At 64.4% G+C, this 18,830-nt stretch carries 21 protein-coding genes; 11 read left to right on the top strand and 10 right to left on the bottom strand.

Features of this window, described 5'->3' with window-relative positions:
- Nucleotides 1-6 precede the first annotated feature (6 nt).
- Genes G7Y82_RS16640 through G7Y82_RS16610 form a run of 7 tightly spaced genes read right to left on the bottom strand, consistent with a single transcriptional unit; the run spans nt 7 to nt 6,521 of the window.
- Nucleotides 7-1,056 carry a saccharopine dehydrogenase family protein gene (locus G7Y82_RS16640; protein WP_168149259.1) on the bottom strand — a complete coding sequence of 350 codons (1,050 nt, stop codon included), beginning with the start codon at nt 1,054-1,056 and terminating at the stop codon, nt 7-9.
- A gap of 36 nt (nt 1,057-1,092) precedes the next feature.
- Nucleotides 1,093-1,839, bottom strand: coding sequence for an SDR family oxidoreductase (locus tag G7Y82_RS16635; RefSeq protein WP_168149258.1), 747 nt, complete (start codon nt 1,837-1,839; stop codon nt 1,093-1,095).
- A gap of 10 nt (nt 1,840-1,849) precedes the next feature.
- Nucleotides 1,850-2,539: a histidine phosphatase family protein gene (locus G7Y82_RS16630; protein ID WP_168149257.1), complete on the bottom strand. Its 690-nt coding sequence runs from the start codon at nt 2,537-2,539 to the stop codon at nt 1,850-1,852.
- Nucleotides 2,539-3,612 (bottom strand): phosphotransferase family protein, encoded by a 1,074-nt coding sequence (locus tag G7Y82_RS16625; RefSeq protein ID WP_168149256.1) that lies wholly within the window; start codon nt 3,610-3,612, stop codon nt 2,539-2,541. Before G7Y82_RS16625 ends, G7Y82_RS16630 begins: the two co-directional genes overlap by 1 nt.
- Nucleotides 3,605-4,444: an alpha/beta fold hydrolase gene (locus tag G7Y82_RS16620; protein ID WP_168149255.1), complete on the bottom strand. Its 840-nt coding sequence runs from the start codon at nt 4,442-4,444 to the stop codon at nt 3,605-3,607. Before G7Y82_RS16620 ends, G7Y82_RS16625 begins: the two co-directional genes overlap by 8 nt.
- Nucleotides 4,441-5,274 carry an SDR family oxidoreductase gene (locus G7Y82_RS16615; RefSeq protein ID WP_168149254.1) on the bottom strand — a complete coding sequence of 278 codons (834 nt, stop codon included), beginning with the start codon at nt 5,272-5,274 and terminating at the stop codon, nt 4,441-4,443. Before G7Y82_RS16615 ends, G7Y82_RS16620 begins: the two co-directional genes overlap by 4 nt.
- A complete protein-coding gene (locus G7Y82_RS16610) occupies nt 5,271-6,521 on the bottom strand; it encodes an acyl-CoA dehydrogenase family protein (protein WP_168149253.1) in 1,251 nt (416 codons plus the stop codon). Before G7Y82_RS16610 ends, G7Y82_RS16615 begins: the two co-directional genes overlap by 4 nt.
- Before the next feature lie 100 nt (nt 6,522-6,621).
- On the opposite strand from G7Y82_RS16610, the gene G7Y82_RS16605 reads away from it, so the two are divergent.
- Entirely contained in the window at nt 6,622-7,548 is a 927-nt protein-coding gene (locus G7Y82_RS16605) for a LysR family transcriptional regulator (RefSeq protein WP_168149252.1), read from the top strand.
- A gap of 7 nt (nt 7,549-7,555) precedes the next feature.
- On the opposite strand, the gene G7Y82_RS16600 is transcribed toward G7Y82_RS16605, so the two are convergent.
- The gene (locus G7Y82_RS16600; RefSeq protein ID WP_168149251.1) at nt 7,556-8,482 is read right to left on the bottom strand and encodes a hypothetical protein; all 927 of its coding nucleotides are present in this window, start codon (nt 8,480-8,482) and stop codon (nt 7,556-7,558) included.
- Between the two features lie 157 nt (nt 8,483-8,639).
- Between G7Y82_RS16600 and G7Y82_RS16595 the strand changes: the two genes are divergently transcribed.
- The 6 genes from G7Y82_RS16595 to G7Y82_RS16570 all read left to right on the top strand — a co-directional run bounded on the left by G7Y82_RS16595 (nt 8,640) and on the right by G7Y82_RS16570 (nt 14,559).
- Nucleotides 8,640-9,353, top strand: coding sequence for a response regulator (locus G7Y82_RS16595; protein WP_168149250.1), 714 nt, complete (start codon nt 8,640-8,642; stop codon nt 9,351-9,353).
- Complete coding sequence (locus tag G7Y82_RS16590) at nt 9,350-10,558, top strand: ATP-binding protein (RefSeq protein WP_168149249.1); 1,209 nt, start codon at nt 9,350-9,352, stop codon at nt 10,556-10,558. Before G7Y82_RS16595 ends, G7Y82_RS16590 begins: the two co-directional genes overlap by 4 nt.
- Before the next feature lie 154 nt (nt 10,559-10,712).
- Nucleotides 10,713-11,972 (top strand): NHL repeat-containing protein, encoded by a 1,260-nt coding sequence (locus G7Y82_RS16585; protein ID WP_168149248.1) that lies wholly within the window; start codon nt 10,713-10,715, stop codon nt 11,970-11,972.
- A 47-nt stretch (nt 11,973-12,019) separates the two neighbouring features.
- On the top strand, nt 12,020-13,330 hold the full coding sequence (locus G7Y82_RS16580) for a hypothetical protein (RefSeq protein WP_168149247.1): 1,311 nt from the start codon (nt 12,020-12,022) through the stop codon (nt 13,328-13,330).
- A 410-nt stretch (nt 13,331-13,740) separates the two neighbouring features.
- Nucleotides 13,741-13,953: a cold-shock protein gene (locus G7Y82_RS16575; protein ID WP_028079860.1), complete on the top strand. Its 213-nt coding sequence runs from the start codon at nt 13,741-13,743 to the stop codon at nt 13,951-13,953.
- A gap of 291 nt (nt 13,954-14,244) precedes the next feature.
- Nucleotides 14,245-14,559: a hypothetical protein gene (locus G7Y82_RS16570; RefSeq protein WP_168149246.1), complete on the top strand. Its 315-nt coding sequence runs from the start codon at nt 14,245-14,247 to the stop codon at nt 14,557-14,559.
- 24 nt (nt 14,560-14,583) lie between these two features.
- Here G7Y82_RS16570 and G7Y82_RS16565 read toward each other — a convergent pair whose 3' ends face one another.
- Nucleotides 14,584-15,069 carry an SET domain-containing protein gene (locus G7Y82_RS16565; protein WP_168149245.1) on the bottom strand — a complete coding sequence of 162 codons (486 nt, stop codon included), beginning with the start codon at nt 15,067-15,069 and terminating at the stop codon, nt 14,584-14,586.
- Between the two features lie 169 nt (nt 15,070-15,238).
- On the opposite strand from G7Y82_RS16565, the gene G7Y82_RS16560 reads away from it, so the two are divergent.
- The 4 genes from G7Y82_RS16560 (at nt 15,239) to G7Y82_RS16545 (ending at nt 18,181) form a co-directional block, all read left to right on the top strand.
- Nucleotides 15,239-15,622: a PA2779 family protein gene (locus tag G7Y82_RS16560; RefSeq protein WP_168149244.1), complete on the top strand. Its 384-nt coding sequence runs from the start codon at nt 15,239-15,241 to the stop codon at nt 15,620-15,622.
- Between the two features lie 65 nt (nt 15,623-15,687).
- On the top strand, nt 15,688-16,575 hold the full coding sequence (locus tag G7Y82_RS16555) for a PA2778 family cysteine peptidase (RefSeq protein WP_168149243.1): 888 nt from the start codon (nt 15,688-15,690) through the stop codon (nt 16,573-16,575).
- Nucleotides 16,576-16,650: 75 nt separating this feature from the next.
- A complete protein-coding gene (locus G7Y82_RS16550; protein WP_168149242.1) occupies nt 16,651-17,562 on the top strand; it encodes an alpha/beta fold hydrolase in 912 nt (303 codons plus the stop codon).
- Between the two features lie 58 nt (nt 17,563-17,620).
- Complete coding sequence (locus G7Y82_RS16545) at nt 17,621-18,181, top strand: TonB-dependent receptor (RefSeq protein ID WP_168149241.1); 561 nt, start codon at nt 17,621-17,623, stop codon at nt 18,179-18,181.
- A 133-nt stretch (nt 18,182-18,314) separates the two neighbouring features.
- Here the strand turns inward: G7Y82_RS16545 and G7Y82_RS16540 are convergent, their stop codons facing one another.
- Nucleotides 18,315-18,773 (bottom strand): flavodoxin family protein, encoded by a 459-nt coding sequence (locus G7Y82_RS16540; protein WP_168149240.1) that lies wholly within the window; start codon nt 18,771-18,773, stop codon nt 18,315-18,317.
- Nucleotides 18,774-18,830 lie beyond the last annotated feature (57 nt).

The raw sequence follows: 18,830 nt of genomic DNA, 5'->3' as shown, positions 1-18,830 counted from the left end.
TGAAGTTCAGTCGACGCGCATCGCACCGCTGCCGGGCAGTTGCTCGACCAGTCCGGCGCCGCAGAGCCTGGACGGCGTGTACGCGCCGCCGGCCGCGCCTTGGGCGTCGAGGTGGGCGATGACGGCCAACGCGCCGGTCACCGTCAGCGCATAGCCGTTGGCGACCTGGATGCGCGCGGTTTTCGTCGTTCCCGCGGCATTGCGCGCTTCGCCCCAGACATGGGTGATGAGCTTGTCGCGCAGTTCCGCCGACGGGCCTTTCACGGTCTTGGCGATGCGCGCCTTGATGAGGTTTTGCACGAAGGTCATGCCCAGCAGCCAGCGGAAATAATTGGCGCGCTTGGCGTTGGCGATCATGCTCGGCGAGCCGGGGATGAAGGTCTCGATATTCGCGATGCCGGTGGTGTGGAAGGCGGTCGAGACGTCGCCCCAGGGGATGGTCATCGCCAGCTTTTCGCCGTCGCCGAAGTCGATGCGGCGCACGTGATAGGCGAGCGGCACGCTGCGAATGACACCGTTCTCGCGCACCTTGCCGCCTTGCGCCAGTCCTTCGACCGAGGTCTTCGCCGTGCCCGGCGAAAATCCCGAACGCGAATCGAAGCCGAGTGCCAGATGCGTGGCGTCGGGCAGTGCGGCTTTGAGTGCTGCGGCGACGCAATCGGTCGGAATGACATCGAAGCCGACGCCGGGGCAGACGACGATGCCGGCCGCTTGTGCGCGTGCATGCTGGGCGTGCGCGTGCTCGAAAACGCTGATCTCGCCGGTGATGTCGAGGTAGTGCGCCTTGGCCGCAAGACAGGCCTCGATCATCGGCGCGCTGGTCGCCGAGAACGGCCCGGCGCAATGCAGGACGAGGTCGATGCCCATCAGACCGCCGGCCAGGCCGCTGCGATCGTCGAGGCTGAAGACGCGGTGTTCGAGTCCGAGTTCGCTGGCCAGCGCTTCGAGCTTGCCGGCGCTGCGGCCCGCCAGTACCGGCCGTTCACCGCGTTGCACCGCTTCACGCGCAATCAGCTCGCCGGTGTAGCCGTTGGCGCCGTAGATCATCCATTTCATGCGGGTTCTCCCCCTCTTGTGGCGTCAGTGCTGACGTCAACCCATTTTCGATACGACAGACAGCGGCAGGTGGCGCATCGCGAAGCTCAGCGGCAGCCACGGCCAGCGCGGCACGCAGGCGCTTTCCGGTTCCTTGTCGATGGCCTTGACCAGCAAGCGGCAGCCGGTCTCGGTGTCGATCATGAACGGGGTCTTTTTCACCTTTTCGTTGATCTCCGAGCGGATGTAGCCCGGATAGATGGTGCTGACCTTGATGCGCTTGCCGATGACGTCGGCACGGATGCCTTCGGCCAGCGCGGCGACGCCGGCCTTGGTGGCGGCGTAGGTGGTCAGATTGCGCGGCATGCCGCGCATCGCGCTCATCGACGAGATCACGACCAGATGACCTTGCTTCTGCGCGCGGAAGATTTCCATTGCCGCTTCGCACTGCGCGAGCGCGGCGACGAAGTTGGTTTCGGCGGTCTGGCGGTTGGCGTGGAAGTAGCCGGTGCCGAGCGGCTGGCCCTTGCCGAGCCCGGCATTGACGATGATGCGGTCGAGCGCGCCGAAGTCGTCGCGAAACGCGCGGAACACCTCGAACACTTGATCGTAGTTCAGCACGTCGAGGGCGCGCTCCGAGACCTTGATGTCCGGATCGGCGGCGAGCAGTTCGGTCTTCAGTTCGTCGAGTCGCTCGGTGCGGCGCGCGCACAGCGCGAGGTCGTGGCCGCGCTTGGCGTATTCGCGGGCCATGCCGCGGCCGAGACCGGAACTGGCGCCGGTGATGAGGATGGTTTTGCGCATGGTCGAGACCTTAGCGATAAGTGATCAGTCTGGCGTCGTGCTCGAAATGGGCGTGCTCGTTGAGCGTCGACAGATAGAGGCTGCGCTCGCTGTAGATCAGCTTGGTGACGGCGGCGTTGGCGAGCGTCCAGTTGAGGCGGATGGCGCGTTCGTCGGACAGGCCCAGCAGGCGCTGCGCGGCCGCGCCGATCGGTCCGCCGGACGTGAACACCAGTGCGGTCTTCGAGCGGCCCAGGGTGTTTTGCAGCGTCGTCAACGCGGTGTCGACGCGTGCACAGAAACCCGCCCAGCTTTCGGGATAGTCGGCATCGTGTTCGCCGCCGATCCAGCGTCGCTGCGCTTCGGCGAATATCTCCTGAAACGCACGGCGCGGATTCGGCGTTGCCGCCAGTTCGGTGGCCATCACCGCCTTGTCGCGGAAACCGGGCTTGTACGCGGCGACCATGGTCTCGTGGTCGTATTCGTTCCACGCCGCATCTTCGACCCACTCGGCGGGTTGTTGCATGGCCGACAGACAGGCCTGCGCGGTCTCGCGGTGGCGCTTCATCGCGCCGCAGACCACGGCATCCGGCGTGACGCCGCGCGCAGCCAGCGCCTGGCCGAGAATCGCGCCCTGCTCGATGCCCAGCGGCGACAGCTTGTCGTAGTCGCCGGCGCCGAACGAGGCCTGGCCGTGCCGGATCAGGTAGATGACGCCCATCAGAGCGCTCCCTTGCGAATGGCGCGCCGGCAGCGCCAGATCAGATAGTTCGACAGCAACCAGAATCTGGCGAAGGCCGGATTGCGTGTCTGTTTGTGGTGATAGCGGTAATAAATCTGCTGAATGATGCCGGCCAGGCGGAACAGGCCGTAGACCTCGTAGAAGGTCCAGTTCTTCGGCGCATAGCCCATTTGCTGGCAGTAGTACGCGACGACTTCGCGGCGTGTCAGCATGCCCGGCAGGTGCGTGGGCTGGCGGCGCGTCGAGAGGATGAAGCGGTCGTCGTCGGCCTGCGCCCAGTAGGCCAGCGCGCTGCCGAGTTCCATCAGCGGGTCGCCGAGCGTTGCCATTTCCCAGTCGAGTACGCCGATCACGCGTGTCGGATCGTCGGGCGCGAAGATCAGATTGTCGAAGCGCCAGTCGTTGTGAATGACGCAGGTGGCGATGTCGTCGGGTACATTGGTTTGGAGCCAGCGCACGACGTCGCGGCCGCACATCACGTTCCAGGTGTGGGCCTTGTTCCAGCGATCGCTCCAGCCGGCGATCTGCCGCCGGGCATAGCCTTCGCCCTTGCCCAGTGTTTCGAGCCCCGCCGCACGCCAGTCGACGCGATGCAGCTCGACGAGTTTGTCGATGGCGTTGATGCACATCTGCCGTGTCTGCTCGAGCGTCAGCGTCACGCCGCGCGGCAGGTTCTTGCGCGGGATCAGCCCCTCGATGCGATCCATCACGTAAAACTCGCAGCCGATCACGGACTCGTCGCGACAGATCGCCACCATGTCGGCGACGGCCGGATAGACCGGCTTGAGCGCCTTCTGCACCGAGTACTCGCGGAACATGTCGTGCGCCGACTTGGCCTTGGTGCCGGCCGGCGGTCGGCGCAGGATCAGATCGCGATTGGCATATTGCAGGCGATAGGTCCAGTTCGACGCGCCGCCGGAAAACTGGGTGACCGTCGGCTCGCCGTCGAGCGCCACGCCCTGGTCGCGCAGCCAGTTGCCGACGGCTGCGGCGTCGAGTTCTTCGCCGCTGCGAACGTCGCCGGCGCGGTCGATGCTGGCGGACTCAGGCATCGGCATGCTCCTTGATGAAGGCTTCGATCATGGGATTGACCCGCTCCGGACATTCGAGCCCGGCGAGATGTGCAGCGCCGGCGAGAACGTCGAGTTGGGCGCCGGGAATCGCAGCGGCCATCTCACGTGCATCGGCAACGGGAAACACGCGATCCTCGGCGCCGGCGACCACCAGTACCGGTGTGCGGATCGTTGCCAAGCGCGGGCGCTGGTCAGGGCGCTGCGGCACGACGCTGGTAACGGCCCAGTAGCTCGACCGGGTGTCGACGCGCGCCAGCGACTCGCGAATATGCGCGACGACCTGCGGTCGTGTGCGCCGCGTGGTCGGGCCGACGAAGGCGTCGATGACGGTTTCGGTCAGCGGCCAGCGGATGCCGCCGAGCGCGCGGGTGACGCGCGCGAGCAGCGGAAACTCGAGACGGTGGCGCAGACCGGCTGGCGAGGCGGTGGCGTTCATCAGCACCGCAACGCCGATACGCTGCGGCGCCCATGCCGCGAACGTCCCGCCAATCATGCCGCCCCAGGAATTGCCGACCCAGTGCGCGCGCTCGATCTCGAGTGCATCGAGTATCTGCACGATGCATTGCGCGCATTCGTCGAAGCTGAAGGGGCGCGTCAACGGCGCGCTACCGCCGGCGCCGGGCGGATCAATGAGCACGACGCGGTAGCCGCGGCCGATGAAATAGTCGGCCTGCGCCAGCCACATCCTGCCGTCCATCAACAGGCTCGGCCAGAACAGAATGGCCGGTCCCGTGCCGCCGACGCGTAGCAATAATTCGCCGAGCCCCGTCGCGACGCGACGGGTTTGCAGCGCCGGCGGCGTCGCGGTCATGCGTCGCCGGCGGCGCGCTGCGCGGCCTTGCCCATCATCTTGCGCGTCGCGCTGAGCATCAGGCGGTAGAACACCGGATACGGCAGCGCGCGCTTGAGACGCCAGATGCGCGCCTCGCGCTTGTGCGTGAGGATGTGGAAGTCGCCACGCTCGATGCCGGCATAGACCAGATCGGCGATTTCGTCGGCGCCGCGCCGTGCCTTGGTCACGAGCTTGTTCATCATGCGGCTCGAATCCGCATCACCGGCGCGTGCGGTTTCGGTGAGGTTGGTGCGGAAGAACGCGGGGCAGACCACTGAGACATTGACGCGGTTCTTTGCCAGCTCCACTTTCAGCGTTTCCGACAGCGCCACGACAGACGCCTTGGTCGCGTTGTAGGCCGACATCAACGGCGGATGGATCAAGCCGGCCATCGAGGCCACGTTGACGATGTGACCGCTGTGCTGGGCCTTGAGCATCGGCGCGAAGGCCTTGCAGCCGCGGACCACGCCGAGCAGGTTGATGTCGACGATCCACTGCCAGTCGGTCAGCGACAGCTCGTCGATGGCGCCGCTGGCGGCGACCCCGGCGTTGTTGACGATGACATCGGCGCCGCCCCAGTGCGCCTGCATCCATTGCGCGGCGGCTTCGAGGTCGGCTTCCTGCGTTACATCGCAGTGCAGATAGTGCGCGTCATGACCGTAGGCCTGCAGCGCCGCCAGCGTTTCGGCGCCACGCTCATCGTTGAGATCGCCGATGCAGACGCGCGCGCCGGCGCGTGCGTAACGCTCGGCCAGCGCCCGGCCGAGCCCTGAAGCGCCGCCGGTGATGAAGACCCGTTTTTCGTTCATGCGCGTACTCCGGCCTGCTTCACGAGGCTGCCGAACTTGCCCAGCTCGACACGCGCAATCATGCCGCGATGCACGGCGTCCGGGCCATCGGCAAGGCGCAGGACGCGCGCCGTTGCGTACAGCGCGGTGAGCGGGAAGTCGTTCGACAGGCCGGCGCCGCCGTGAATCTGGATGGCTTCGCTGACCACCTGTTCGAGCACGTTCGGCGCGACGACCTTGATCGCCGAAATTTCCGTCAGCGCCGCGTGGACCCCTATCTTGTCGACCTTCCACGCCGCGAACAGCGTCAGCAGACGCGCCTGGTCGATGGCGATGCGCAGATCGGCGATGCGCTCGCGATTGCCGCCGAGCTGCAGCAGCGGCTTGCCGAACGCGACACGCGTCAGACCACGTTCGATCAGCAGTTCGAGTGCGCGCTCGGCGGCCCCGATGCAGCGCATGCAGTGATGAATGCGGCCCGGCCCGAGGCGGCCCTGGGCGATCTCGAAGCCCTTGCCGATGCCCTTGATGAGGTTGGACTTGGGCACGCGGACGTTGTCGAAATGCACCTCGCCGTGGCCGTACGGTTCGTCGTATTCGCTGAACACCGGCAGCATGCGCTGGATCGTCACGCCCGGCGCGTCGAGTGGCACGAGCACCATGCTGTGCTGCTGGTGACGGTTCGCCTCGGGGTCCGACAGCCCCATGAAGATCACGAAGCGGCAGTTCGGATGGCCGATGCCGGTCGACCACCATTTCTTGCCGTTGATGACGACCTCGTCGCCGTCGAGGACGGCGGTCGCCTGCATATTGGTGGCGTCGCTGGACGCGACGTCGGGCTCGGTCATGCAGAACGCCGAGCGGATTTCACCGTTCAACAGCGGCGTCAGCCACCGCGCCTTCTGCTCGTCGCTGCCGTACTTCCACAGCACTTCCATGTTGCCGGTGTCCGGCGCATTGCAGTTGAAGATTTCCGGCGCCAGAAAGCTGCGACCCATCTCCTCGGCCAGCGGTGCGTACTCGACGTTCGACAGGCCGGCGCCGAGCTCGGCATCCGGCAGGAATAAGTTCCAGAGGCCGGCGGCACGCGCCTCGGCCTTGAGTGTTTCGACGGCCGGTGCGATCTGCCAGCGGGTCCAGTCGCCGCCGTGCGCGGCGGCTCGCTGTGCCTGCAGAACCTCGGCCTCGACCGGCGCGATGCGCTCGCGCATGAACTGGCGGACGCGCTTGATCAAATCCTGCGTGCGCGGGCTGTGGGCGAACTCCATGGGCGATCTCCTCGAGTGGTGCCGACGGCAACGATAAGCCCGCGCCTGCATTCGGTCGACTAATATTTATGAATCAGAAATCATTCATCGTGTGAATGAAATGAATGCGACGTCCTCGCGCGTGGATCTCAATCTGTTCCGCGTTTTCGACGCGGTCTATCGTGCCGGCAGCCTGACGCAGGCGGCGGCGCAGCTGCATCTGACGCAGCCCGCGATCAGCAATGCGCTGGCGCGCCTGCGGCGGCAGTTCGGCGACCCGCTGTTCGTGCGCGACGGGCGTCGCGTCGCCCCGACGCCGCGGGCACGTGCGGTGGCGCCCGACATCGCTGCGGCGCTGCAGGCCCTGCAGCGGTCACTGGCGGTGCCGCAGCGATTCGACGCCGCTGCCAGCACGCGGCGCTTCGTGCTCGGCATGCGCGACGTACTGGAGTTTGCGCTGATGCCGACCTTGACCCGGCAACTGCTGGAGCAGGGACCGCAGCTGCAGCTGCAGAGCGCGCGAATCGAACGCCGCCGACTCGATCGGGAACTGGTGGCCGGGGCGCTGGATCTGGCGGTGGACGTGCCGATGACGGTCGGCGATGAGCTGGTCCGTGAGCCCTTGTTTCGGGAGGGGCTGTGCGTGGCGATGCGGCCGGATCATCCGCTGGCCGGCGCGCCGCTGCGTGTCGAGTCGTGGCTGGCTGCGCGGCACATCACCGTGTCGTCGCGGCGTACCGGCCCGGTCCTCGAGGACGCGGTGCTGCAAGGCGAGGGTTTGCGCCGCGATGTTGCGGTGCGCTGCCAGCACTACTACGGCGCCTGCCACTTGGCGGCGAGCAGCGATTTGTTGCTGGTGCTGCCGCGTTACTACGGGGAGTGGTTCAAGACCCAGCTGCCGCTACGGCTGGCGCCGCCGCCGGTCGCGCTGCCGGAGCTGGAGGTGATGATGTATTGGCCGCGTAACGCCGAGCACGATCCGGCACACGGCTGGCTACGTGAACAGCTGCGGCGCGCCGTGCGTGACGGCGCGCCGCGTCCAGGTTAGAGCCGACTCAGTCGCTGCCGGTGAAGCTGACGGTCGACGTCGACGAGGTGGAAACCGTCACGTCTTCGCTCTCGATGAACGTCAGATCGTCGTCGGTTTCCGGATCTTCGCTGTCGGCCTGGCAGGTCCAGGCGATGGTGTAGGTGCCCGGCTCGACGTTGCGAATCTTGAAGGCGTAGGCATCGTCGTCGGAGCTGTATTCGACGAACGCGGCGGCCACCGGCTGATTGCTGTTGGTGACGTCGTCGGTCTTGTAGTAGTCCGTCGGCGTGATGCCGCTGCCGCTATAGAGATAGGCGGCAACGCCGGTGCCGACGGTGCGACCGTCGCGGCAGCTCGATGCCTGCACGAGGCTGGTGGAGATCGTGCCGTCAATCTCCCCGGCGGTGTCCGAGCGCGCCACGCGGATCACGGGCTTGAATTCATAGTCGCCGCTGTTCGAGGTATCGTCGATCAACGAGAACGTCAGCTCCAGCGTCAGCAGCAAGGTTTCGGAATCGTCTTTGCCGACGCTGAGCGGATAGCTGATGTAGTCCGGCTGCGAGACCAGTGTCAGCGGATACTCGGCGCCGGTGCTGGTGACCAGCGAGCCGGCGCTGACGTCGAAGCGGGGGCGGACCGAGGCGTAATCGCCTTTGGCACTTTTATCTTCAAAAACCTTGAACACGTCGTCGTCGTTATCGTCGTCGTCGTCGTTCAAGTATTCGAGGATGTCGAAGGTGCTGTCGTCATCGGCGTCGAAGCTGTGGACGTCGCTATCGGTGTCCTTGAAGTCGACGTAGGGCACCGAGATGTTCAGCGATTCAATCGTCGCAGGTGGCGTGGAGACGCCAATGTCCGCTTCCAGCTTGGACTGGCAGGCGCCGAGCAGCAGGGCAGCCGGAAGGATGGAGAGGCGAAGCAGGCGCGACGGCCGGACGGCAGACAAAAGCATGTCTCGGATAGGGGCAGCTAAAGGGATGCTACAGTAGCCCTTCGTTGCGCCGGTGTCTTCTCCACAGATTGGAGAATTGTTTCGAAGTGTATCGGCGCGGAACGAGGTGCATGCCGATCAGTCAGACTGCACGGGAGCTAGCCCCGGGAAGCCCTGTATGAAAGCCAAAGTCCTCCTCGTCGACGACGACGTCCGCCTGCGCCAGATGATGGCCGAATATCTCGAACGCCACGGCATCGAATCCGAGGGCGCTTCGACGGCGTCGGCCGCGGTGCGCGCGTTGTCGCGTGGCCGCTTCGACCTGATCGTGCTCGATCTGATGCTGCCGGACGAGGATGGCATTGCGCTGTGCCGGCGCCTGCGTTCGGCGGCATCGCCGGTGCCGATCATCATTCTGTCGGCCAAGGGCGACGACGTCGACCGCATCGTCGGTCTGGAAGTCGGGGCCGATGATTACCTGGCCAAGCCCTGCAATCTGCGGGAGCTGGTTGCGCGCATCTTCACAGTGCTGCGCCGCATCGGTCAGACGGCGCGATCGGAGACGGTGGCGACGCCCAAGCAGGTGCGCATCGGCGACTTCGAGCTCGACATGTGGGCAAGAACGCTGTCGCGCGACGGTGAGCCGGTGCACATCACGACCCGCGAATATCAATTGCTGGAAGCGCTGGTCCTGCACGCGCGTCGCGTCCTGAATCGCGACGAGTTGATGACGCTCACCAGCGGCCGGCCCAGCGATGCACTGTCGCGTTCGATCGACATTCTGATTTCACGCCTGCGCCAGGTTCTGGAGCCGGATCCGTCCGCTCCGCGCTATATCCAGACGGTCTGGGGCCGTGGCTACATGTTCGTGCCGGATCAGCCCGCCGCATGAGTCTACGCGTCCTGCTCGGCCTGCTGGTCGCGGCCGCAGTGGTGATGGTGCCGACGGTCAACTTTGCGCTGCTGCGGATCTTTCCGCCGCCGGACGTCGGCTCGCGTTTTCATGATTGCGGCCCCGGCGCGATGCGTAGCGATTGCGGTGCACCGCCGGAGCGCCCACGTGAACCGCCGCCGGGCGAGGGGGCGAACGCTACTGGTGCGGGAGACGGGCCGGCTGCAATGCCGCGCCAGCCGCCGCCGGATCAGAATGGCGCTCCCCCGCCGAATGCGCCGCTGCTGCATGGCTTTCAATTATTCGCTTTCGGAGGCCCGCCCGGCGAAGTCGACCGGATTCGCCTGCATTTTCTCTGGATCAATCTGGCGAGCCTCGGGCTCGTGGTGCTGCTGGCGATGGTGGCGTTCAGCCTGATCGTGCGCTGGCCGATCCGAGGGCTGTTGGTGGCGATCGAGGACATCGAGCATGGCGCGGTGCCGGCCGCCGGCGGCATGTCGGCGCCCAGCGAATTGCGCCAGATCGGCGCCGCATTGCACGGCTTGGCCCACCAGTTGCGCGGCAGCAACCAGGAGCGGGAGCTGATGTTGGCCGGCATGTCGCACGATCTGCGCTCACCACTGGCCCGCATCCAGGCTGCCATCGAACTGCGCTCGCGCCCCGACGAAGACTGGGCGCCGGTGTTGCGCGACGTCCGCGAGATCGATCACATCATCGGCCAGTGCATCGACTACGTCCGCGATGGTCGTGACGAGGCGCCAGTGACGATGTCGCTCGATGCGGTCGTGCATTCGGCGATCCGCAGCCCCGACGATGCCTTTGTCGAACTCGACCTCGCGGCGCCGACCGAATTGAACTTGCGCCGCCAATCGTTGTCACGAGCAATACGCAATTTGATCGACAACGCGGCGACGCATGGGGTGTCGCCGATCCGACTGCAGACACGTATCGAGGGAGATTGGGCGGTGCTGACGCTGGAAGACCATGGACCGGGCATCGAGCCGGCGCACTGGGCGCGCCTGCTGCAGCCGTTTGCTCAGGGGTCGCCGGCGCGCAACCCCGGCGGCGCCGGGCTGGGTTTGGCCATCGCTCACCGTGTTGCGTTGCAGCATGGCGGTGAGCTGAGCATGCGTGCCGCCAGTCGCGAGGGTTCGCCGTTCGCGCTGCTACTGCGACTGCCGGTGCGGCAGCTGTCAACGAGGTGACTGAATGATCTCCCCCAGCCGCGCAGGCTCGAATTTTGTTAAGACTTCATACACAATGCCGCAGCCTCCCGCGCCCGTTGTCGACAGTATTCCATTTATAGTGCTGGCGGCCCCGCCGGTCGATTCATTCCTGCCTTAGTGTCAAGGAGTTTTCATGCGTCTTCGTCGTGCCTTCGCGGCCTCTTTGCTTTCCCCCCGCCGCCTCGTGCGCAAATCCTCGCTTGTCGTGACCGCGTCGACGCTGCTGCTGGCTGCTTGCGGCGGCGGTGGCGGTGACAACATCGACTGGGAGACGGCCTTCCAGGTGATCGGCCACACGAACTTCCAGCAGGATGACGTGAACGACACGCAGTCCACGCCGCAGAGCTACACGCTGGCGACGCCGTTCGGCAACGTTGCCTCGGATGGCACCAAGCTGTATGTCGCCGACACGGCGAACAATCGCATTCTGGTCTGGACGAGCATTCCGACGACCAACGGCCAGGTCGCGGACCTTGTCATCGGTCAGGACGACTTCACGACCAAGACCAGCGGCACGACGGCCAGCAAGCTGGCGACGCCGTATCAGGTCTCGATCGGTAGCGGCGGCCAGCTGGTTGTTGCCGACACCGGCAACAACCGCGTGCTGATCTGGGACACCGCGCCGACCACGCAGTCAGAAATCGACGCCGGTCCGGACGTCGTCGTCGGCCAGGGCGGTAGCTTCACGACCCAGGTTTCCGGCACGACCGCGCAGAACTTCAACGCGCCGACCGCGGCCGTGATCAGCAACAACAAGCTGATCGTCGCTGACCAGGGCAACAACCGTGTGCTGATCTGGAGCAGCGTGCCGACCGCCGGCACTGAAGACGCCAGCATCGTCCTCGGTCAGAGCGATTTCACGTCGAATGGCGATGATGACGGCGCTGCCGACATGTACAAGCCGACGTCGATCTGGACCGACGGTACCCAGCTGCTGGTGGCCGACACCGGTAACTATCGCGTGCTGTACTGGAGCACCTTCCCGCAGTCGAGCGCGACGGAAGCCTCCTACGTGGTCGGCCAGACGGACTTCAACCGTTCGACCTACAGCACCTCGGCTTCGACCTTCGAGTCGCCGACCGGTGTTGCTTCGGATGGCGCGCAGTTCTGGGTCGCCGATCGTGGCAGCAATCGCGTCGTGAAGTTCGACTCGATGCCGGCTTCCAATGGCATGAGCGCGTCGCTGGTCTACGGTCAGGACAACCAGAACTTCACGGCCTCGGCCGCGAACGATGATGATCAGGACGGCAAGACCGACAACGACGACGACGATCAGGAAAATGGTGCGGCGACCAAGCACACGCTGAACGGTCCCACCGGCGTCTACGTCGAGGGCGGTGTGCTCTACATCACCGATCGTGGTAACAGCCGCGTGGAGATGTACGCCCCGTGATGGTCTTTCGTCTGTCCTGCGGCGCCTTAATCGGCGCCGCAGTTCTTTTGGCGGGATGTAACGGCGGGTCTCCGGTCGGTACGGGCAAGGGTCCGCAGTCGCTGGAGGTCACGTACGACTCCAGTCCGGACGCTGTCGACATGGTCGAGTGCCAGACGTCGACGCTGTCGGCGACGGCGACGTTTGCCGATGATGACGGCAACCATGCGAGTACGACGGATGTCTCGGCTCGCGTGGTCTGGAGCAGCAGCAATCCCGGCGTGATCGACGTCAGCAATGGCGATATCGAAACCTATGCGGGTTCCGGCAGCTACTATGCGACCGGGACCGTCATCGCGCGTTCGACGGGCAGTGCCGTCATCACCGCGACCTACGCCGACACCATGACGGCGTCGATCGGTGTCAATGCCGCCGAGATCAGCAGCATGCGGATTTCGCCGGTGCTGACGCGCATGGCGCCGGATTCGCAGACGACGTTCAGCCTCTATGTGCAGCCGCAGCTCGATCAGCTCGAGCAGGATCTGACGTCGAGCGCGGTCTGGTCGATCACCGACGCCGGCGCGCCGGCCGTTGTTTCCGGTGTGTCGCTGGTGACGGCGTCGAGGACGCCGGTCGATCAGGACTTCACGCTCGAAGCGCGCCTGCCGGCCTGCAACAAGTATCTGACGCAGGTCATGAGCATTGGCAATGTCTCGTCGCTGAAGCTGACGTACGAGCAGCCGGAGGACCAGCCGGTGCCGGTCGTGCTCGGCGATCGTGTCAAGGTCGAAGCGGTGTTCGATGACACCAGTGCGCCGAATCAAAACCTGTCGGGGCAGGTCGATGTCGAAGCGGCAGACGGCTATAACGAGTCGAATGCGACGACGTCAGTGTCCTCTGCGGCAACGACGACGGACAGCAACGGCACGACCCAGCTGCAGCTGACGCCATATCTGCTCGTCAATGGCGACGAGGATCGCCTCAACCGCGAGATCGCGTTGAAGCTGACGTATGACGAGGACGGTATCGACATGTCGACGACGACGCGCGTCTACACGTTCACCGACACCGACATGCTCAGCCTGCGCATTGATCCGACCGAGACCAATCTGCAGTTCCCGAACCTCGGTCAGTTGCAGGCTTACGGAACGTTTGAAGATGGCGTCGAGCGCCCGGTTACCCGCTTGGTCAATTGGGTACTGTACGACACCGGTGATTCGGATTTGCTGACCGTCACTTCAAGTGGCATCAACGGCGGCTTGATGACACCGTACGACGTCGGTGGCGACGCTCGCGTGTTCGCGACCTATGACAGTGATCCGGCTGGCGAACTCGAAGAGCACGCGACAGTGCACGTGCTGCAGCAGACCGACTACTGAGTCGGCGAGCGGCGCTGCGATGAAATTGAAGGCGGCAGCCGTTCAGGCTGCCGCCTTTTTTCGTTTCTGTCTGACGGTGAGTTGCCGCGCAGATGTTTCGGGATCGGCGCGGCCGAGCGGTCGGCCGCTGCCGGTGCTGGGGGTCCGTGAATGTCGAGCTGCGATGACCTTATCTGCAGCGAGGATGCGTTATTGCGGAAGAAACTGCTCAAAAACGGCTTGATGGGAGTGGTTAGACGGCGCGCCGGATGTCGGTGTACATTCCTAAACGCAGTCGTGTTTCAAGCAAAGTCATTGCGACAGGTGGGATTCGGCAATGCAGTACGGAACCTCTGGTTGCGTTACTTGAGCGCTACTTGCACTGGAGTGGGTGTAAGCCCGTTTTTCAATGACGTCAGAGGGAACGTTGCATGTCTAATGTCTCGACCGGCACGGTCAAGTGGTTCAACGATGCCAAGGGGTTTGGCTTCATCACGCCTGAGGGAGGCGGTGAGGATCTCTTCGCGCATTTCCGTGAGATTCAGGGGACCGGCTTCAAGACCCTGAAGGAAGGCCAGAAAGTCCAGTACGAAGTGCGTCGCGGCCCGAAGGGCCTGCAGGCGGCGGCGATTCGCCCGCTCTAAGGACCGCTCGATTCCGGCAATCATTGCCGGCAAAAAGCCGCGGCGGCAGTCGCGGCTTTTTTTTGGGCGAAACAGAAGCACGGCGCAATGCGCATGGCCGATCTGGCATCGGGTTTGCGCAATGCAATGATCCGCATATGCTGATGCTTTGCGCGGCCACGCGCCGCGATGCCTGCAACAGCCAATTCACAGGGAGATGAGATGAGGGGTTTCGCTGGTGTCCGTTTGTTCGCTCTGATTGACCTTGTGATCACGGCGCCGTTGGCCGTGCCTGGCGTCACGGAGCGATGGATGCTGGTGCTGTTGTCAGCGGGCGGCGCATTGCCGATCCCTCCCTCGTGGCAGACGCTCAGTCCACTGGCCGTGACGTTCGCGCAGCTGCTCGGGGTGCTCGGCGCGTGCTGGAATGGCGCCAGGCTGCGCTGGGCTGACGATCGGCGCTTGGTCGCGATCGATGCAGTCGCCCGCATCGTCGTCGCGGCGCTGCTCATTATGCGGATCAGTCACGCCGCGCCGCCCGCTCTTGGTGTCTTCGTCCTCGTTGAGCTTCTGGGAACGATGCTGGCTGTGCTGGCGCTGCGGCGCCGCACCGCCAGCAGCTGGTAGCGCCAAACGCCTCGGCGCCGGCGATCAGGCCGTGGCGCGGCGTTTGCGCTTGGGGCGCAGCATGGTCCCGGTGCACGCAGACGCACCGCAGCGGCACGCCCAGATCTTGCGTAGGCGCGGGGTGTGAGGCTCGTCGAGCGTGATGCCGTAGTCGTACGTCAGCTCGGTGCCGGCGGGTATCGCTTTGATGGTTTCGATGAAGATGCGGTCGCGCGCCGGATCGCCCTTGGGGTCTTCGACGATGACGGCTTCGCAATTGGGATCGCAACTGGTGTTGATCCAGCGCGCGACATTGCCGCCGACGTTGGCGTCGACGACATAGGTCTCGTTGAGCGTGAACAAAAAAGTGTGGCCGGAATCGTAATCGCCGCCGTAACAGGCATCGATATCGTCGTGGGTGCGCAGCGTGCCGCGGTATTGGACGATGCGGGTGCCGGCGGGCAGGTCACGGGCGGCGAAGACGCCGTTGCCATGAATTGGGGAGCGACGCAGAGCGATGTTGCGGGACATACAGGGCCAGTCGAACGGAACGTGGCGCATTGTCCCGCAAATTTCGTGCAGCTTGCGAGCCGTGGGCATGACGTAAGATCATTTTTCAGTCGTCATTCAGCGCATTTGCGCGAGGTTTCCCGGGCGCCGCCGATCATGACGGGGGCCCTACACGCAAAGGAGTGAACAGATGAAAGGAATGGCTCGCGGAGCACTGACCGGCATGGTCTGCATGGGGATGGTTCTGGCGACGGCCCCGGCGCCGGCGCGTGCGGCCATCATTGGCACGGAGCAGATGGTCACCACGCAGGCGCGGACCGATGACCTCGCCACGGTGAATGCCTTCATGCAGCGACAGGATGTCGTTGCGGAGATGGAGAAGTTGGGCGTCAACCCGACCGATGCGCAAGACCGTGTGGCGTCGCTGAGCAATGAAGAGCTGAGCCAGCTGGCGCAGAACATCAATGAGCAGCCCGCTGGCGGCGACGGCCTGTTCGTCGTGCTCGGCGTCGTGTTCCTGGTGCTGGTGATTCTCGAGCTGGTCGGTGTGACGCACATCTTCAGCTCGTTTTGAGGCGGCGGCTTTGCTTGTTGCTCGTCGCGGCCGGCCTTTTGGCCGGCTGCGCGAGCGCGCCTCCGATGCCCCGGCCTGACGGCCACGCCGTCGAGCTGTCGTCCGTTCCTTTCTATCCTCAGAAGCGCTATCAATGTGGCCCTGCTGCGCTAGCCACCGCGCTGGGGGCCAGCGGCGAAGCGACAGCGCCGGACGCGTTGGTGTCGGAGGTTTATCTGCCGGACCGCAAGGGCAGTCTGCAGTCTGAAATCATCGCGGCGACGCGGCGACATGATCGTGTCGCGGTCCGCATTCCGGGGACGCAGGACGCGATCGTCCGCGAGCTGGAATCCGGCCAGCCGGTACTGGTGCTACTGAATCTAGGCTTTTCCTGGCTGCCGGTTTGGCACTACGCCGTTGTTGTCGGATATCAACCGGACCAGCAAACGTATGTGCTGCGTTCTGGTGTGACCGAACGCAAGATGATGACGACCGGAGCGCTGGCGCGCAGCTGGAAGTACAGCCATCAATGGGCCGTCGTCGTTTCGTCGCTGGACCGCGTGCCGGCCAGCGCCGATCAAACACAGTGGCTGGCGGCGGTCGCGCCGCTCGAATCGCTGAATCGCCTCGATCTAGCGGCGCAGGGCTATCAGGCAGCTGCCGCGCGCTGGCCCGACTCGGCGATGTCCTGGACCGCGCTTGGCAATATTGCGGCACGGCGCGCGCGATGGCCGCAGGCGGTGCGCGATTACGGCAAGGCGATTACGCTGCAGGATGATGTCGTGGCGCGCAACAACCGCGCGAGCGCGCTCGGCGCGTTGCAATGCCGCAAGCTGGCGATCGCCGATCTGGACGCCGCGCAGCTGCTCGATACCGACGGCCGCTACGCAAGCGCTTTGTCGGAAACCCGCAAGGAGTTGCCGAATCAGGATGCGTGTCCTGCGGACATCGTCAATGGCGATTCGTCCAGCTGAATTCGCGAGGCGGCCACTCACGATCTTCATGGGTATCCGGCATCATCGTGCGATATCCATTCTGGGACCGCCACGATGCCTTCTGTTGACGTAAACGGCGTCACGCTGCAGTACGAGACCGCCGGTGATTCGTCGCATCCGCCGCTGCTGCTGGTCATGGGGCTCGCGGGCCAGCTGATCACGTGGCCGCAGCCGTTTTGCGATGCGCTGGTTGCCGCCGGCTTTTACGTGATTCGCTTCGACAATCGTGATGCTGGCCTGTCGACGGAAATGAAGCATCTCGGGCGCCCGGATTTGTTACGCGCGGGGCTCGCCAGTACGCTGCGCCTGCCGGTTCGCGCGCCATATGCACTCGATGACATGGCCAATGATGCGATTGCGCTACTCGACGCGCTGCAGGTGCCGCGCGCGCACGTCGTTGGCGTGTCGATGGGCGGCATGATTGCGCAATTGATGGCGATCCGACGTCCGCAGCGGCTCCAGACGCTGACCTTGGTCATGACCCACTCCGGTAATCCCGCGCTGCCCGGTGCGCGCTGGCCGGTGCGCTTGCGAATGGTCTTGCGGCCCAAGCTCAAATCGCGAGAAGACATCGTTCGCTATTCGATGCGCACGATGCAAATGATCGGCAGCCCTGATTTCCCGACGCCCGAAGACGCGCTCTACACGCAGTCGGCCGCGCAATTTGATCGCGCCTTTCGCCCCGGCGGCGTCGCTCGGCAGACCGTGGCGATCCTGGCCGCAAAAAGCCGCGCCAAGGCCCTGCGACATCTGGCGGTACCAACGCAGGTGATTCACGGCGCCGATGATCCGCTGATTCCGGTGGCGGCCGCTCACGAGCTGGCCCGATTGATTCCAAAAGCCGACCTCGAAGTGATCGCCGGTATGGGCCATGACCTGCCGCCGCAACTGGTGCCAAGGTTGGCCGCGAGCGTGATCCGCCACGCCGGATCAAGGTCACCAAGCCCGCCAGTTCAGTCGGGATAAAGCGCCGTCCCTGCAACCTCCGGCCGCCAACTATCACAAAAAGTTCACCGGAGGTTTCATGAAGAAGTCGATGCGGTCTCACCTGATCAAGGCTGGCGTGATGACGATGTTGCTCGCGCCGACGTTCGCCTACGCGCACGACTACAACTACATCGAAGGCGGTTACCTGAACTGGGATCAGCCTGGTGACGACAGCGGCTATCACCTGAAAGGCTCCGTCGACGTGCTGTCACCGATCGCACCGTTTATCGAATACAACTCGGTCGACAATGTTGATCAGCTGAGTCTTGGCGGCATCTTCCATGCGCCGTTGACGCCTCAGGTCGATGTCATTCTGGGTGGCTCATACGAGCACTTCGATGTCGATCACGGCGGTGATGCGAGCGGCTACGGTCTGCGCGGTGGTTTGCGCTGGTCGGTTCCTAATACACGCTTGGAACTCGATCCCCAGGTGCGCTACGTCAACCTCGATCACGACCACCATGATGACGCGACATCGTTCCGTCTCGATGCGCTGTACGCGCTGACCCCGGCGGTGTCGCTGCAGGGTGCGTTCCAGAGTGGTGATGACGACCGCTACGAAGTGGGTTTGCGCTACAGCTTCGGTGGGCAGATCTAAATTCAAGCCGGTGCACCGCCAACGCGGCAGCTGCCGTCCTGTCGTATAGCGAAACCGCAGACCTCTCTTCGTCGCCCGAGGAGGGGTCTGTTCGTTACGGACCCGACTTGGATTTGATGCGTGCTTCGCGCACTCAAAAAATGCCACTCGCCAATCCCGCAGCCACTACGGCACCCAGCTCCCGGCATTGCTTCAGCCCGTCGGCCGTGAGTTCGCCCTTCAGGATCAAGGGTTCAGCGATCGCGCGCCAGCCGTATCCCGTCGCAATGCGTTCGATGGCGCGCGCCGCACCGCTGCCATCGTTTCCTGCGCTGATGAATAGCGCATACGGCAAGCCGACGGTTTTGCCTTCCGCCGGATAATAGGTGCGATCAAGAAAATCCTTGATCAGCCCGCTCATATATCCGAAATTCTCCGGCGTCCCGATGAGCAGTGCTTCTGCCCAGAGGAGGTCGTCGAGATCCGCTTCGTTGGCAAATCGCAAGCGTGTGTCGACAGCAGATGCTTCCTCAGCCGTTCCCTCGCAGACCGCGTCGCACATGGCGCGTGTATGTCCGGACTGACTGCTGAAGACGACCAGTAAATGCTTCATGCGGCCATGGTGCCATGCCGTAGCACAACAAAAAATCCAGACGCACCTCCGGCGCAG

The organism is Solimonas marina, assembly GCF_012241385.1.
Classification (GTDB): Bacteria; Pseudomonadota; Gammaproteobacteria; order Nevskiales; family Nevskiaceae; genus Solimonas; species Solimonas marina.
Note: the sequence above shows the minus strand (reverse complement) of the source record. Positions and strands in the feature narration are given on the sequence as shown.

Coding starts and splice junctions, on each gene's coding strand:
- G7Y82_RS16615 (WP_168149254.1), bottom strand. CDS start 5,274: ATGAACGAAAAACGGGTCTTCATCACCGGCGGCGCTTCAGGGCTCGGC.
- G7Y82_RS16585 (WP_168149248.1), top strand. CDS start 10,713: ATGCGTCTTCGTCGTGCCTTCGCGGCCTCTTTGCTTTCCCCCCGCCGC.
- G7Y82_RS16640 (WP_168149259.1), bottom strand. CDS start 1,056: ATGAAATGGATGATCTACGGCGCCAACGGCTACACCGGCGAGCTGATT.
- G7Y82_RS16590 (WP_168149249.1), top strand. CDS start 9,350: ATGAGTCTACGCGTCCTGCTCGGCCTGCTGGTCGCGGCCGCAGTGGTG.
- G7Y82_RS16570 (WP_168149246.1), top strand. CDS start 14,245: ATGCTGGTGCTGTTGTCAGCGGGCGGCGCATTGCCGATCCCTCCCTCG.
- G7Y82_RS16545 (WP_168149241.1), top strand. CDS start 17,621: ATGAAGAAGTCGATGCGGTCTCACCTGATCAAGGCTGGCGTGATGACG.
- G7Y82_RS16595 (WP_168149250.1), top strand. CDS start 8,640: ATGAAAGCCAAAGTCCTCCTCGTCGACGACGACGTCCGCCTGCGCCAG.
- G7Y82_RS16550 (WP_168149242.1), top strand. CDS start 16,651: ATGCCTTCTGTTGACGTAAACGGCGTCACGCTGCAGTACGAGACCGCC.
- G7Y82_RS16620 (WP_168149255.1), bottom strand. CDS start 4,444: ATGACCGCGACGCCGCCGGCGCTGCAAACCCGTCGCGTCGCGACGGGG.
- G7Y82_RS16565 (WP_168149245.1), bottom strand. CDS start 15,069: ATGTCCCGCAACATCGCTCTGCGTCGCTCCCCAATTCATGGCAACGGC.
- G7Y82_RS16625 (WP_168149256.1), bottom strand. CDS start 3,612: ATGCCTGAGTCCGCCAGCATCGACCGCGCCGGCGACGTTCGCAGCGGC.
- G7Y82_RS16605 (WP_168149252.1), top strand. CDS start 6,622: ATGAATGCGACGTCCTCGCGCGTGGATCTCAATCTGTTCCGCGTTTTC.
- G7Y82_RS16560 (WP_168149244.1), top strand. CDS start 15,239: ATGAAAGGAATGGCTCGCGGAGCACTGACCGGCATGGTCTGCATGGGG.
- G7Y82_RS16575 (WP_028079860.1), top strand. CDS start 13,741: ATGTCTAATGTCTCGACCGGCACGGTCAAGTGGTTCAACGATGCCAAG.
- G7Y82_RS16540 (WP_168149240.1), bottom strand. CDS start 18,773: ATGAAGCATTTACTGGTCGTCTTCAGCAGTCAGTCCGGACATACACGC.
- G7Y82_RS16635 (WP_168149258.1), bottom strand. CDS start 1,839: ATGCGCAAAACCATCCTCATCACCGGCGCCAGTTCCGGTCTCGGCCGC.
- G7Y82_RS16600 (WP_168149251.1), bottom strand. CDS start 8,482: ATGCTTTTGTCTGCCGTCCGGCCGTCGCGCCTGCTTCGCCTCTCCATC.
- G7Y82_RS16630 (WP_168149257.1), bottom strand. CDS start 2,539: ATGGGCGTCATCTACCTGATCCGGCACGGCCAGGCCTCGTTCGGCGCC.
- G7Y82_RS16555 (WP_168149243.1), top strand. CDS start 15,688: ATGCCCCGGCCTGACGGCCACGCCGTCGAGCTGTCGTCCGTTCCTTTC.
- G7Y82_RS16610 (WP_168149253.1), bottom strand. CDS start 6,521: ATGGAGTTCGCCCACAGCCCGCGCACGCAGGATTTGATCAAGCGCGTC.